10 protein-coding genes and 5 pseudogenes are annotated in these 14,741 nt (G+C 57.6%); 4 read left to right on the forward strand and 11 right to left on the reverse strand.

Annotation, left to right across the window (positions count from 1 at the left end; all coding sequences use genetic code 11):
* Window positions 1-9 precede the first annotated feature (9 nt).
* Window positions 10-1,398: a saccharopine dehydrogenase C-terminal domain-containing protein gene (locus QFZ91_RS24860; protein ID WP_429568794.1), complete on the reverse strand. Its 1,389-nt coding sequence runs from the start codon at window positions 1,396-1,398 to the stop codon at window positions 10-12.
* A gap of 143 nt (window positions 1,399-1,541) precedes the next feature.
* Between QFZ91_RS24860 and QFZ91_RS24865 the strand changes: the two are divergent.
* Window positions 1,542-1,991 (forward strand): annotated as a pseudogene (locus QFZ91_RS24865) (IS6 family transposase); the annotation flags it as partial.
* A gap of 272 nt (window positions 1,992-2,263) precedes the next feature.
* Window positions 2,264-2,434 (forward strand): hypothetical protein, encoded by a 171-nt coding sequence (locus tag QFZ91_RS24870; protein ID WP_429568795.1) that lies wholly within the window; start codon window positions 2,264-2,266, stop codon window positions 2,432-2,434.
* 96 nt (window positions 2,435-2,530) lie between these two features.
* Here QFZ91_RS24870 and QFZ91_RS24875 read toward each other — a convergent pair whose 3' ends face one another.
* Window positions 2,531-4,270: a S53 family peptidase gene (locus QFZ91_RS24875; protein ID WP_429568796.1), complete on the reverse strand. Its 1,740-nt coding sequence runs from the start codon at window positions 4,268-4,270 to the stop codon at window positions 2,531-2,533.
* Window positions 4,271-4,950: 680 nt separating this feature from the next.
* On the opposite strand from QFZ91_RS24875, the gene QFZ91_RS24880 reads away from it, so the two are divergent.
* Complete coding sequence (locus QFZ91_RS24880) at window positions 4,951-5,685, forward strand: IS6 family transposase (RefSeq protein ID WP_429524576.1); 735 nt, start codon at window positions 4,951-4,953, stop codon at window positions 5,683-5,685.
* A 346-nt stretch (window positions 5,686-6,031) separates the two neighbouring features.
* Here the strand turns inward: QFZ91_RS24880 and QFZ91_RS24885 are convergent, their stop codons facing one another.
* From QFZ91_RS24885 to QFZ91_RS24915, 7 genes and pseudogenes are all read right to left on the reverse strand, one after another.
* Entirely contained in the window at window positions 6,032-6,436 is a 405-nt protein-coding gene (locus QFZ91_RS24885; RefSeq protein ID WP_176112363.1) for a VOC family protein, read from the reverse strand.
* Between the two features lie 425 nt (window positions 6,437-6,861).
* Window positions 6,862-7,891, reverse strand: a pseudogene (locus QFZ91_RS24890) (IS630 family transposase).
* Between the two features lie 90 nt (window positions 7,892-7,981).
* Window positions 7,982-8,872 carry a LytR/AlgR family response regulator transcription factor gene (locus QFZ91_RS24895; protein WP_429524575.1) on the reverse strand — a complete coding sequence of 297 codons (891 nt, stop codon included), beginning with the start codon at window positions 8,870-8,872 and terminating at the stop codon, window positions 7,982-7,984.
* Window positions 8,869-9,495, reverse strand: a complete 627-nt coding sequence (locus tag QFZ91_RS24900; RefSeq protein ID WP_429568797.1) for a sensor histidine kinase — start codon at window positions 9,493-9,495, stop codon at window positions 8,869-8,871. Before QFZ91_RS24900 ends, QFZ91_RS24895 begins: the two co-directional genes overlap by 4 nt.
* 776 nt (window positions 9,496-10,271) lie before the next feature.
* A pseudogene (locus QFZ91_RS24905) lies at window positions 10,272-10,641 on the reverse strand (transposase); the annotation flags it as partial.
* A gap of 1 nt (window position 10,642) precedes the next feature.
* Window positions 10,643-11,170, reverse strand: a pseudogene (locus QFZ91_RS24910) (IS6 family transposase); the annotation flags it as partial.
* Window positions 11,171-11,608: 438 nt separating this feature from the next.
* Complete coding sequence (locus QFZ91_RS24915) at window positions 11,609-12,049, reverse strand: DUF4019 domain-containing protein (RefSeq protein WP_429568798.1); 441 nt, start codon at window positions 12,047-12,049, stop codon at window positions 11,609-11,611.
* Window positions 12,050-12,188: 139 nt separating this feature from the next.
* On the opposite strand from QFZ91_RS24915, the pseudogene QFZ91_RS24920 reads away from it, so the two are divergent.
* A pseudogene (locus QFZ91_RS24920) lies at window positions 12,189-13,501 on the forward strand (IS5 family transposase).
* Between the two features lie 98 nt (window positions 13,502-13,599).
* Here the strand turns inward: QFZ91_RS24920 and QFZ91_RS24925 are convergent.
* Both QFZ91_RS24925 and QFZ91_RS24930 read right to left on the reverse strand, forming a co-directional pair.
* Complete coding sequence (locus QFZ91_RS24925; RefSeq protein ID WP_429568799.1) at window positions 13,600-13,977, reverse strand: caspase family protein; 378 nt, start codon at window positions 13,975-13,977, stop codon at window positions 13,600-13,602.
* 7 nt (window positions 13,978-13,984) lie between these two features.
* The gene (locus QFZ91_RS24930) at window positions 13,985-14,653 is read right to left on the reverse strand and encodes a DUF1353 domain-containing protein (protein WP_429568800.1); all 669 of its coding nucleotides are present in this window, start codon (window positions 14,651-14,653) and stop codon (window positions 13,985-13,987) included.
* Window positions 14,654-14,741: the final 88 nt, after the last annotated feature.

The following is a 14,741-nucleotide window of genomic DNA, read 5'->3' on the forward strand; positions in this document are numbered from 1 at the left end:
TCCCTGCAATTATTCCATGAAGTTTTCAAACTGCCACTTATCGGACGAGGCATTAGAAAATAGCCCTTTATCCGCTTCCGCCGGACTCCAGTCGGTGTACTCCCTCAGCATTTCGCCTAAGTAGGGATTTGCATTATCTAGCACGAAGATAAAGTCCATCTCTTCCGCTTCAATGATTCCGCAACGTGGATTGGCAATTGCCCATTTCATGCCTGCTATAACCCCGGCCACGACTTGCAAAGAGGTAGCAGAACTTTCAGGGTTGAGCTTTTGAGCAACCGAGTTGTCTAGGTAAGATCCAAACCAATATGCATTTTTCTCATGCCCCATCAGAAGCACGCCAAGATAATCCCCTCCCGAGGCGATATCCCGTCCTTGCAAAATTCTCTTTTGTGTCTGTGAATTCCAAGAACAACCACTAAGCTCGTGAATAGAAAGTATAGCGTCATTGCAAGGATGGTAAGCGTAATTTACCGTAGGCCGATAAGCGGTCCGCTCACCTTCGAAGTACGTTAGATAATCCGACAGAGAAACAGCTTCATTATGACTGATCAAAAAGCCTAAGCATGGGCCAAAAGCAGGGGTCCAGGTTTTCAATCTGACTGAGGCGCCTGGGCGGTTCAAATAGATCGCGCTATTGCAGCCTGTAGTATGCCGCTGCCCCTCTGGCGGTAAGCAAAGTTCATGAGTCCCCCAGCCTAACTCAGCAGGCTGGCAGCCTTCACCAATAAACCCATCAATTGACCAGGTATTTACAAACTCGCCAGGCCGCTTAGGCAGTTTTGCAATCTGGGTATCATGCTCCGCAATATGGATTATTTTCACCCCCAGATCAGCAGACAGCTTCGCCCACTGCTGACGAGTTTGCGGGATTGGCTGGCTTAGTCCGTAAATATCATCCCGAATATTCAGAAGTGCCCGCTTTACGAAATGAGACACCAAACCCGGATTTGCGCCGTGCGCTACGATAGCCGTAGGGCCATCTTGACATTTAGCCTTCAATGTAAGCATCGCTTCCCTGAGGGCGTAGTTGGTACGTTCTGCAGGCTCTGTATCTGCATTTACATAATGGCCGGCCCATGGTTCAATGCATGTATCAATATATTTTGTTTCTTTCTGCTGGCAAAATGAAACTAGGTCGACACTTGACACATCGACGGACAGGTTGATTACAAAGGAGTCGGAATTCAAGTCGCTCAGCAAATCTTCAAGATTTTCCTTAGTGACGCTTGCCGCCACCCAAGTTACAGGGCAATCGAAATCTGCGCTGAGCCTCTTGGCACCATATGGATCTATTACCTTAAGGCTTTCAATTTCGCCCCCGAACTCGCTGAGCAAGTTCGGCATAAGTGCAGATGCAATGGTCCCGTAGCCAATCAACACAATCTTCATAAGCATTCGTTCTCCACACTCAGCTACGCATCGCGTGCAATCAACACGCATATACGATGCCGTCAAATGCGGGCTGGAGCGGATTCGACCCCGTCACGCCGTGCTGTGGGCGCGCATCTCCGCGTTCACGACGCGTCTTCCCGGCGACAATCATTCGTCTCGCGGTTCGGTGGTATTTCCGGTTCCATCTTGGCCTGCGTGATATTGAAGAACTGCTGGTCGAGCGCGGTGTCGTTGTCAGTTACGAGACGATCCGCCGCTGGTGCGACAAATTCGGCGCGGACTTCGCACATCGCGTCAAAGCTGCTCGCCGCAAACCTGGCCGCACATGGCATCTTGACGAAGTCTTCGTTACGTTGCGCGGTGAGCCTTATCTGCTTTGGCGGGCAGTCGACCAGCACGGCGCCGAACTCGACATCCTGCTGCAGAAACGTCGCGATAAGGCCGCAGCAAAGCGCTTCTTCAACCGCGTGCTGGCCGCCTGTGCCGACGCGCCACGAAGGATTGTCACCAATCAATTGCGCAGCTATCCGGCCGCGAAGGCCGACATTCCCCGCCCCGCCGGGGCGATGGGCGCGATTCAGGCAAAGATCAACAACCTCGAGTCCGTCGAAGACAAGGCCACGCATCAGATCAGAGAACTGACGGATGCGCTCTCGCTGATCACCGGGCGCGATCTCGCGTCCGGCGACTATCACGGTGCGCTCGTCGTGTATGGTGACACGGCGAAAGCAGCTATCAGCAACGGTGCGTATGTGACGAGCCGAGCCGGGCGCTGAACGATTGCGGCTTCAAGTTCGTGAAGGCAACGGCATCGGCACCGTACACCTATATGAGCCAGGTGCCGAGTTGCAAGACAAAGCCGCTATCAATGCCGAAGTCGACCCGTAACCTCGCGTCGGCGTTTTCGATGCATACCTATTCGCCGGGCAAGGCTCGCGACAATCCGCTCGGTGACGGCCCGGCGCTCATGCCGGTGCAAACCGTAGAGCTTGTCCAGCTTGAACTGCCACGCGTCGCGCCTGGGACGAGAACAGCGTGAGTCACTTCGTCCTCACACTCGATTTATGCAACCACGCCCCGCCGTACGTACGCAAGTCGCCGCGGGTCCCAGAACCGCACGGCCGTCACGCCTCGCTCAGAAGCGACCCGATGGGATTAGCTCGTTGAGATTTGCGATGCTCAGGCTCCCAAAACCGGTTGGGTAATCCCAGCCGGTACCGGCGTTGTAGCCGAGCCCCTGATAGCCGTTGTTCCCCGATACGACGTCATAGCGCACGAGCGACGGGTTCGACGGAATCGCGCGGTACAAGTCGCCGGCCGGGAAGCCGAGGCTCGTGCCGTTCGCCGCCAGCAGGCGCGCCCAGAAACCGGTGAAGATCGGTGCGGAGAGGCTCGTGCCGCCCACCTGCTGCAACTGGCCGTCGTTGTAGATGTACGCGCCCGTGCTTAGTGCGGCGTCGAACGACACGTCCGGTAGCCGTCGATTGCTGCCTGACTGCCACACCGGCGCCGGCAGGATCGTGCTGACACCGCCGCCCGTCGCCCACAGCCTACCTGCGGGGTCGAGGCCTTCGTTCCACACGGTCTCGTTCGAGAATGCACCCGTCGACGTGGTGTACAGCGTCGTACCGCCAATCGCGAGCACGTGCGGCGATGCGGCCGGCCACGGGACCGTGTAGTTCGTGCCGTCCGGAAAGCCGCGGTTATTGCACTCGTATACGCCTTCGTCGCCCGAGGACACCGAGAACGTCTGGCCCTGCGCGGCGGCCACCGTGAAGATCTGCTCTTCGGCGTCGATCGTGCCGTCCTTGTCCGCGTCGGTCTCGCACCAGCCGAGCGACACGTTGATCACCTTCGCGGTGTTGTCCCACACCGCGCGGTTGAACGCCTGAGTGAGCCCGGTATTGCCGGCGGCGTGCAGGTCCGCCATGTAGAAGATGAGCTTGCCGACCTGGCCGCCCGCCGAGCCGACGATCGACTGGCTGTCGAGATCCCATTCGATCTGGCCGAACAGGTTGTCGCTGTAGCTGCCGGTCGTCCCGGTGCCATTGGTCTTCACGGTCTGGGTAGTGACCGTGCCGTAACCGTTGCTCGACGTGAACTGCTCCAGGTCCTTCAGCGTCTGCGATACGCCGCCTATCGTGATGATGCCGAGGGTCACGCTGGCTGCGGTCGGCACGCCGGTCGCGTTGTAGAGGCCCGGGAATTCCTTCGGATAGTGCCCGGTGGCCGTGCCGGCCGAGAGCACCTGCGGCTTCTCGACGTTGCCAACGCGCAGCATCGGCTGTGCGCGCGCGATGTTCTGCAGCCCGAGCACCGAGCCGACGGCGTCGCCGAGCGCACGCGGCACCTGTGCTTTCGACGCGTTCATGAAGCCCGAGCGGCTGGCGTCCTGGTAGTGCACGAGTGACGTGTTGAACGCAGTCCTCACCGTGCCGGCCGTGCCGCGCGCGGACACCAGCATCCGGTTCGGCGCGACCTCGACGTTCACGAAGCCGCTCTTGCGCAGATAGTCGACGACCGACTTCACCTGTGCTTCGGTCGGCGCGTAGCTGACGAGAAACTGTTCGGGCGTGAGGTACTGGCGGTAATGCGCATTGCCGGGCTGGTTCACGTCGTGCCCGAGCTGCTCGAGTTGCGCCGCGTTGCGCAGATTCAGGCTGACGACGATGTCCGTGATCTCGCCGTCGGCGAGTTCGAGCGATGGCACCGCGTTGCGCGCCATCAGTTGCGGGCCGGTCAGAAAGGCCTTCGTGTGGGTGTCGACCCAGTCCGTCGTCGCATGCGCCGCAGCGGCGGAGAACACGAGCGGTACCGCGCACGCAAGGCGGCGCGGCGACGGAAGGGGAAGGGCAAGCCGGTAGTTAATTTTCATCTGGAGTCCTTTGGTTAATGTCGCGAACAATTTGGAAATCGAGGGAGGCGTTTGTCGCGTGATCGGCGAGGTGGAATTTCTGAACATCGAACTGCTTTCAGCATTTATCGACACAGTGGTGCACCCCTTTTTATCGTCACTAGTGCTTTGGACAAACATCCCTGACCAAGAAAGTGGCGGGTTGACATTGCATTGATGAAATGACTCCGGCGTGGCTTTGCAAGAAGTACATTTGAACAACCTGCTTCTCACGATACGTCAGCGACCGCATTCTCCGCTGTAACCGCGCCCGCCAGGTCTGCGGTGAGCGGGTTGGAATTAATCTGTCCGCTTTGATGCTCGCTGCCAGCTCGCAAGCCTTATGCCAAACTTGCCCAGCAGTTCGCAAAGGCGCTCTGGCCGCGAACCGCGACGGCGGCCATTGCAGCAGATAGCAGCGCATCACAGTTTGATCCACATGGTTCTTAGACTCGCTAACAGAACGTCTCAACGAAGCGGGTGACGATCAAGTCGAGTCTAGCGCGAGCAAAGCGCGGAATCCGGGAGACGGCGTGTGAGGACGCGCTTCGATGTAGGGCTTAAGAATTGTTGGAAAGGAAACAGAATTGTTGCGATTGTCGGATTTGAGCGAAACGGGGGGGCGCTGTCACGTTGGCGAGGTAGTCACGTAAGATGTCACGATGAAGAAAAGAAAATCGCTTTATCACGGCCACCGGTTCCCGGCGACAATCATTCGTCTCGCGGTTCGGTGGTATTTCCGGTTCCATCTTGGCCTGCGTGATATTGAAGAACTGCTGTTCGAGCGCGGTGTCGTTGTCAGTTACGAGACGATCCGCCGCTGGTGCGACAAATTCGGCGCGGGCTTCGCACATCGCGTCAAAGCTGCTCGCCGCAAACCTGGCCGCACATGGCATCTTGACGAAGTCTTCGTTACGTTGCGCGGTGAGCCTTATCTGCTCTGGCGGGCAGTCGACCAGCACGGCGCCGAACTCGACATCCTGCTGCAGAAACGTCGCGATAAGACCGCAGCAAAGCGCTTCTTCAACCGCGTGCTGGCCGCCTGTGCCGACGCGCCACGAAGGATTGTCACCGATCAATTGCGCAGCTATCCGGCCGCAAAGGCCGACATTCCCGAACTGGCAAACATCAAACACGTCTTCGTCAAGGCTGCGGCCCGGGTGAACAACCGTGCCGAAAACAGCCATCAGCCTACGCGTGAGCGCGAACGCCGGATGCGTGGTTTCCGCGATCCTGGTCGCACACAAGCGTTCTTATCGAGCTTCGGTCCGATTCGCCAGCACTTCGCGCTCAAGCGACATTTACTGCGTGCCTCACTCTATCGCAAACAGCTCGCCGCACGCTTTGCCGGGTGGCATCGCTTCACTGGGCTCACCCAAGATCCGTCCAATTTCTGAGCAAATCTACCTCCTGTGCGCTCTTGCGTCTCGTATACCTTAACGTGACAACGCCGTCGCGCCCGCAACTTGGCGCTGCAGCATTGACCGAACACATCGTGATCTGGCTGCGACGGCGATCTGCGCTGATCCGCAACACGATGTGGGGCGCGAAGCGTGGGCGTCCGCTTTCAAGAGAATTGGAGGGCAATTCAGGGGTCGTGTGCAACCGACTGCTGGCGGGGTGGGTGTGGGCTCGGCGCCCGAATCCCATGAGTCAGGTGCCGGCCACAAGCTGACCGTCCGGTCGTCACACGCATACGCTCGGCGTCCTGAGACGGGACATGGGAGCAGTGTCCGCTAGCTGTCATTGCCCCAACCTTGAGCGGATCTCGGCGACGGACAGATCATGTTTATGTGTGGCAATTTGCCAGGTATTACCCCATTCATCTATCACCATGGCTCGCCGGTCGCCGTACGGCATGTCGGTTGGTTCCTCAATTGCGACCGCATTCGCCGCGATCGCGCGCCTGTAGGTTGAATCAGCGTCCTCGACATAGACGTAGAGAAATGCCGTGGCTGGGTCACGCAGGCCATCCCCACCGCTGACCATCAGCACGGAGTCACCAATTCTGATCTCGGCAGGTAATCCGGCTCGAAATTCACCCCGTGCCTGAAAGACCTGCTTAAGGAACGCTACTAGGTTTTCGGGATCCCGTACGATGATTCGGGGTGTGACGGTATGCCAGCCGTCAGGCTGGAAGTTAGTCATAGCGTGCGCCTCGTAACAGATATCACCGAGAATTCTCCTTTGTGTGCCCCATGTCCGCAAAGGGGTCGCCTTCGGCACACGGCATCTGGCGCCAGCCGGCCCATAAAAAGCCACTCACGTGGCGCTGTTCGCGCCATCCAGATGACGGCTCAACGCAACAGAACGGTCATAGAAGGACGCGGGCCGCAATTGAGAAGCGACCTTTCGCACTAGTACAACATCCCGTAAATAGCTTTAATAATTATCGGGCTGCAAATAAGGCTGTAGGAGCGTGACGACGACCTCGACCATCTCGTCGAGTGAGCCTGTGCCCGGCAGAGGTTCCCATCGGCCGGTGTGGCTCCGAAAGGCGGCACTATAACGATTGCGGGCGAGCTCGGTAAGGCGCGCCACAACAGTCGGTTCCTCATCATCGAGACGTTTGATCAGCAGGTGCCGCCCATAGGCTGGTGTGCGATCTGCTCAAGGCCGAGCAAGCTGCGCAGTTGACGCTGGAGTTCGGTCGCGTAATGTTTAGCCCCGGAAAGTCCATTTGAAGGGCCGCGCTGCCTGATTATGCTCGCGTGCAGCGGGGTGAAGTGGAAGTGAAACCGCTGATCATGCCGCTCGTTGAACGCTTGCCAGACGGCCTGGGCGCGATGCGTATTGAGGTTGTCCCAAATCACGTGCACCTGTTTGCCCGGGTGCGCAGCCGCCACGCGCTCCATGAAGGCGACCAGGTCGTCCTGGGTGCGCCGCTCGCGGCAGTGCCAGCACCTGACCGGTATGCACATCAAGCGCGGCAATCAGCGCCTGAGTGCCGTGCCGGATATATTCAAACTCCCGACGACGCAGCCGTCCCGGTGCCGGCGCGCGCCCCGGGTGCTTGCGCTCGATGGCTTGAATGCCCGTCTTCTCGTCGATGCTGAGCACCACCGCGTTTTTGGGCGCCTTGCGGTACAGCTTGCAAATCACATTGACCTTCTCGCGAAAGGCCGAGTCGGGACTGTGTAGCCATTGCTGGACCCGGTGCGGTCGAACGTCGCCAGCCTGCAGAATGCGCTGCACATGGCTGCGGCTGATCTGTTCGACAATGCCACGCTCGATCGCGCGCGCCACTATCTCGTCCAGTGTCGGCGTAGCCCGTCCCTCGGGTTCGTGTGCTTCACATGCCAACGCAATCAACTGCAGTCGCGTTTCTTGCGTGATGCGTGGCGGACGGCCGCTACGCTCACCCTCGCGCAGGCCCTGCGCACCGTTCTGTGCGATGCGCTTGCGCCACGTGCAGACCGTCTGCGTCGATACGCGCAGCTCTCGAGCAATCACCGTATTCGAGTGTCCTTCGTGCGCCCACAGCGCGATGCGTGCCCGCATCACATCTCGCTGAGTCGCGGTCTTCCGCTCGATCAGCGACAGGAGTTCTTCTCGTTCTTTCTTCGCCAACTTCACTGGCGTTGCATGACGACCTTGGCTCATCCCGAAATGATAGCCAAGACAATTATTTAATCAAGCTATTTAGGGGATGTTGTACTAGTCGCGACGAAGCCATCGCTCCGTTTTGCCGGTTTACATCTGCCGGAACATGTGTGCGTATTGTTTGCTGACGGCGATCGCGCCATCGTGGCCGCGCAGCTTGATTGACGTTTTCCCTGGCGCGCTGACCGATGCACTCTCTACCTTATCGACGTTCACCACGGTGCTTCGGTGCACCTGCCAGAAGCGAGCCGGGTCCAGTTGCGCAACTAACTCCTTCAGGCTCATCCGGATCAGCAGTTCGCCCGTTCGCGTCGCGACGACGACATACTTGTCGGCCGCCTCGAAGTACAGCACATCTTCCACCGGCACTATCCTGATGTCGCTGCCGCTGGATGCGCGCAGATAGCGAAGCGGCGGCCTCTGGTCGCTGGCCTGCGCGCGATTCTCCGGCGCGGTGCTGCGCGTGATCTGCTCCAGCTGGCAGAGCAGTCGTTGCAAATGAGCTTGCATCTGGGCGCCGGGCATCGCATCTGTTGGCGCGCGCGAAAGCCGAACGCGCAACCTGTCGATCGTGCGCGCGAGCCGCGTGGAATCGACCGGCTTCAAAAGATAGTCGACCGCGGCGGCATCGAACGCGTCCAACGCGTATTGGTTGTAGGCGGTCACGAACACGATCTGCGGCGGAGCCGCCAGCTTCGTGCACGCGCGGGCAACGTCGAGACCGGTCGAGCCCGGCATTGAAATGTCGAGGAACGCGACGTCCGGCTGCAAGGCGACGATGCGCTCGATGGCGTCCTGGCCGTTACCGACCGTCGCGAGAAGGTGCAACTCCGGCCAGGCCGCCGTCAGCTCCCGCTGAAGCGCGGCTGCGATGAGCGGTTCGTCCTCGGCGATCAGCGCGGTCGGCGCGCGAGACACCTCCGGCGAAATGGTCTTGCCGCTATCGTTCTGTGCCGCAGGGCCGGTCTGGCGGATCTTCATGGCCTCACACCCCCTTGCGGATGACGGGCATTGTCCACCGGAAGCAGGATTTTAGCGATGGTACCTTGCGGCACGTTCTCGACGAGCGTCAGTGAAGCGCGCTCGCCATAGAGTGCTGCGAGGCGGTCCCGCACGTTCGCCAGTCCGATGCCCGTGCCCTGCGTCGCCGGCGTCGCACCGAAGCCTGGCCCAGTGTCGGCGACAATGAGCTCGACATGCTGTTCGCCGCGCTTCGCTCTCACGTCGATCCGCCCACCTGTCACCGTAACCTGAACACCATGCTTCAGTGCGTTTTCGACGAGCGGCTGAAGCAGCATCGGCGGCACCGCGAGGTTCGCGCAATCGGCAGGGAGATCGAGCGAATAGGCGAGTCTCGGGCCGAGGCGCATTGCGTGCACGGCAAGTATCGAATCCAGCACCGCAAACTGATCCGCGAGCGTCTCGCTTTCGGCCCGCGACGCTTCAAGCGTTGCCCGCAAAAAGTGGTTGAGGCTCCCGAGCAGTTCGCGTGCGCGCGGCGGATCGGACACGATCAGGCTATCCAGGGTCGCCAGGAGAACCGCGGTTCCGAGTATGACAGAAAAGATGGCAGTGGCGATATGCGCGGCGATAATGGCAGGCATGCTAGCTCTCCCGGCAGGATGCGCGGACTGGATGCCTGCAGTTTGTGCAGCACATCGACCGTCTTCCAGGAGCATGCGACGAACTGTACGGATTGCGTCGCGAGCGGCACTTTTTGAAGCGCGAGACGAAGATCGGCCGGGCAACGCTTGCTGGGTGTTCGGGTGCGCTTGCGATAGATTGAGGGCGGGAGTGGCGAAGCAGTGTGGATAGGGCCGTCTTCCACATTAGATGTTCGAGGTGGATTGGGCAGCGCCCGTCCATAAGTCAGTCGGGGGTGGCGTGCGGATCGTCAACAATCGCGCGCTGTAGAACGGCAATACAGTGCTGGGACACCACGGCTCATCTAAAATCATTTTCAGTTTTAAACCACCCAACTGACGGTACAGTGACTGAAGAATGTCGGCATCTGCGCTCTGCGCTGTTCGAATAATCAGATGGGGGCTCACGGCATTCAGTAGTTCGACGACGTAAATGTCAGGGCTACGGCGTCCCAGATACAAGTTCTTGAGGACGATCGTCGCACCCGGCTGCTGGTTTTGCGAGATTGATTGCCGTGTTCGGGGTACCGTGTTGGTTTGCCTTTGTGTGGACACTATGTATGCCGGGCAGCCCTTTGCGGCGCGCAATTCTCGAGTAGCGCCGGCTCGATGCGGCCGAGCCTGTGTGGAAACTGCTTTTTGGACGGCCGAGGCGAATTGCCGATCAGGCCAATCGTGGTTTGGTAGGTCTGGCGATAGTACTAACGTCGCCAGCGGCAAGAAGGCCCCGCGGGGCCTCAGCTTCCAGCCACCCGCATCGCCTTCATCGTCCTCGCAACCCCAAGTATATTCATGACGCGCTTAAGGTTGTAAGCCAATACCTGAAGGCTCATCCGTGCTCACGCGCCCGAGCGTTCGGGTCAGGAAGTGCGTGGCCCCCATCCAGTGCTTGAGCGTACCGAATACGTGCTCAACGGTGCTGCGCCGGATCGTCATCGCATCTGGCTTCCGGTCGAGACGCCGCTGCATGGCTTCCAGTAACTGTTCATGCTCCCAGCGTCGAATGCAGCGATAGTCGCTGGGAGAACATCGGTCCTTGAGATGGCAACGCGGGCAGGCGCTGGGCCAGTACACCCGCAGATTCATGTCATGCTCAACAGTCGTGAAGGTCCTGTTCCACGAGGTTGTTCAGGTATTTGTTCTGCCGGATCCTGATCGGGGTTTCGCGCTCGGCGTTGATGGCGTCAAGTGCGGCCAGATTCGCGCCGCTTTTGTCGATAGTCACCGTCTCGGGTTCGCCATTGAGGGCGATCGATTTTTCGAAATATCGCCGCGCCGCAGTCTTATCTCGATGGGCCCGCAGCAGGAAGTCGATGGTGTTGCCAGCCTTGTCGACGGCGCGATACAGGTATTTCCATTGGCCATTGACCTTAATGTAGGTCTCATCGACGCGCCAACTCTTGCCGACGGGGCGTTTGCGGCTACGAAACGTCTTTTCCAGCACCGGCAGCAGCTTGAGGGCCCAACGATGCACGGTTGAATGATCCACTGAGATGCCTCGCTCCGCCATCATTTCTTCCAGGTTTCGCAGACTGAGCGGATAGGCCACATACCAGCGCACGCAAGTCAGGATCACATCAAGCGGGTAATGCAGGCGTTTGAGCACGCGGGCCACGGTCGGATTCAGCGTCTTCATCCAGCTTTCAGTCGTTCGTCTTGTTACGAACATCATAGCCGACTGCCTTATTGCAACAGAACCGTCTAATCGCATCTCGCACACCATACGACGTGCTCGCAGCGGCGCCGGTCTTGCCTCAGGTCGACCCGGTGTGGCGCATTCGCCAGATGGCAGCAGACGACCCCGGTGCCGCCAGCTGCACGGTCGGGTCTCAAAGGCTGCTAACAGAGTGCTCCGGTCGTCGTCCGCGCCGGCATTCCCCCGATACCGGTACGGCTACACCGAGGTCTATGTCTCACACGTTGAGAGCGGCTTCAAATTGATCTTTTGTCATGGGCCGCGGCGTCTACAGAATGAAAGAACTCATCCTTACTTGACGTAAAGGCACATCATAGTCAGTCGATGGGGACCATGAGCGTTGCAATTGTTCGATGGAATTTCAACTAAACCACTCTTTTAGTTTGGGTTTGGGTTTGGCAAATAGTTGATCCCAGAAATTTTATAATTACCTCCCTCACGAATCAGTATAATCATTTTATATACCTTGGCGACGGGAAATGTAGTGGAAAACATAAATGAATAGACGGTGCCCTGATATCCACTACGCGGGTCGCCATCCGCCTGATTCTCTTGAATCAATTTCCTGTTGCTGCCGATGCCACCCAATTGCGCCTGAATCAACGTCATATTCGCGAGAAATGCCTCCTCGGTCATTTTTTCCTTAAACCAATCAGATACGTTTGCATTCCATACCTCTTTATTTTGTTTTTGTTCGAGCTTGCCAAGTATTTTCAGCGCAGCGGCTCTGGCGTCTGACATTTCGTCAGCAAAAACCATCGAGCTAGAAAACATTGCGATCACGGCTAGGCAAACAATGATGGCGATATGCTTTTTCATATGACCCCCTCTATTTAGTCGAGCCTGATCAATTCGGAGAGCCTTGCGTGGCAGAGCTTTGAGGCCGAATTGGTGTTGTGAGATTTGCAGGATCCTGGCACATTAACGTGAGAATCCTGCATTTTTCGACGAGGTGCGAATGGGTCCGAAGACGCCTGTGACGGAGGGAGATTTTTTCCGCCAGCCGCTGCGCGAACAGATCAACCTGAAGCATCCGTTGATACGTTTGGCCGACCTGATCAACTGGGAGCATCAATGAGCGAAAGCTTTGTATCGCGCAAGGGACGACCGGCGACATCGCCGAGGCTGATCGCCGGGTTGCTGTATTTGCAGCACGCGTTCGACCTGTCCGACGAAGAGGTCGTCTGGCAATGGGTAGAGAACCCGTACTGGCAGGTGTTCACCGGCGAGACCTACTTGCAGACCGAACCTCCGATCGACCCATCGAGCCTGACGCGTTGGCGCAAGCGAATGGGCGAAGCCGGCGTTGAAGAGTTGCTGGCCGAAACGATCGAAGCAGCAAAACGCGCTGGCGTGATCAAGGCTTCGAGCGTCAAGCGCGTGATTGTTGATACGACCGTCATGGAGAAGGCGATCGCCCACCCAACCGATTCGCGCCTGCTCGAACGGTGTCGCGAACATCTGGTGAAAGCCGCGGCACGGCACGGTCTGAAACTGAGGCAGAACTACAACCGCGAGGCGCCGCATCTGGCGCTGCAGATTGGCCGCTACGCTCACGCGAAACAGTACAAACGCATGAGGAAAGCGCTGCGCACGCTGCGCTCGCGCGTTGGACGGGTGATGCGCGATGTGGAGCGGCAGGTCAACCAGGTGGCCGACCTAGGCTGCGCTGAATTAACGGAACTGATCGCCCGCACGAGACGCATTCTGGCGCAGAAGCCGAAGGACAAGAACAAGCTTTATGCGCTGCATGCACCGGAAGTCGAGTGCCTGGCCAAGGGCAAGGCGCGCAAGCCGTACGAGTTCGGGGTGAAAGTTTCGATCGCGACGACCCACAAGGAAGGACTGGTGGTTGGCATGCGCTCGATGCCAGGCAATCCGTACGACGGGCACACCCTGGCTGAAGCGCTGGAGCAGGCGGCAATCCTGTGCGACGCCACGCCGGAGGTCGCCATCGTCGACCGTGGCTACAAGGGTGTCGCCGTCGATGGTGTGAAGATCTACCACCCGGGCTTGCGGCGGGGCATTACACGCGGACTACGCGCGATGATCAGACGGCGCAGCGCAATCGAGCCAGCAATCGGTCACATGAAGACAGACGGAAAACTCGATCGCAACTGGCTCAAGGGTGCGCTCGGCGACGCGATGCACGCGGTGATGTGCGGCGCAGGACACAATCTACGGATGATCCTCAGGAAGCTGCGGCTTCTTTGCGCCTTCATTCTGACCGCCTTGTTCAACCACCGACTTGCTCGGCTTCAATCCCCGTAACTACGGTGCTCGGCAAAACGAATTGTTCAGGACGGACTAAGTATCCAGTCCAAAGATAGAAGCTGTTGTCTAAATCTCCGTATGCATTAAGATCGGCATCAACCGGAACAAGGTAGTTTTTTGGAAAATGGATCTTCTATTACATGACCTGAATAGTAGACAATCGCAACAGTATTCTCATCCACTCGCTCAAGGAAGTTTTGAATGACGGAATTCATGGACGCCTGATTTAAATTCGTAATATTTCCGTCATTACTGGTCTGGAAGCCAATATCATGCAGCGCACTTGCCATATCTCTGGCATCGTTATCAGGGCCATTCAGAATGCCGCCTTGGTATCCCGAATTCCCAATTACCAGCGCAAGGAATTTCCTGCTTTCCGTTTCTGGTTCTCCATTCGCAACTGATAGACAAAGGGCCGCGGCGGTTGCTGCAGCAAAAATCGCAATAAACATTTTATATATTTGCTTTTCCATCACAGTCTCACGAATTGGAAAATACATTTGGGCGAGACTTCCACTCTTCCCATGTCACATCGGAGCTGGACGGTAGTTCAGACAATATTCTTTTTTCGCCTGAAGCTTTGAGCCTTGCATTTTCTCTCCAGGCCGCACCTCCAAATAGGTCGACGGCATGGTATAGAATAGCTGATTGTCTGTCTGTTATCTTCAAATCATCCATGACAGAACGAAATATCAAGTCCGCATCAGATTTAGGCCTATCTTGTTGCCAATATAAATAATCATGTACTACCGCGGCATAGGCATAGTCTCCATCTGGTCGGAACAGTGACCAAAAAACACGAGGAACCGATGCAAAGTCAGTTACAAAGCCCCTCGGAACTTTTACGGGTGCTAAGGGGGACTGTGTGTTCGGGTTCCATTCAAGGGGGCCAAGAAGCACGTAGATTGGGTCTTTAAATCTACGTACATCAAGAGGATTTTTAATCTCTTTATTTTTGAGACTATTTTTTTGCCACTCCAGCATCCAATCGTCGGGGGTTCTCTCGGGGAGCGCCCCGGCTGACGGATTTTCAACTGCGGTCTGCGCACGGACGGCTTTGGCGCACACAAACTTGAAAATTGAAGTTGAAACCAGAATCCCGCCCAGTCCAGCTCGGCAGAATAGTCGGCGCGATCTGCGATGCATCATCGACCTCTCCACTAGTTAGCGAGCCTTGATTTGTGAGGTCGCAAGTAAGTGACCTGCACGTATCGATGTTCTCAATTTGCAAATTAAA

Source organism: Paraburkholderia sp. JPY419, from assembly GCF_050435705.1.
Classification (GTDB): domain Bacteria; phylum Pseudomonadota; class Gammaproteobacteria; order Burkholderiales; family Burkholderiaceae; genus Paraburkholderia; species Paraburkholderia youngii.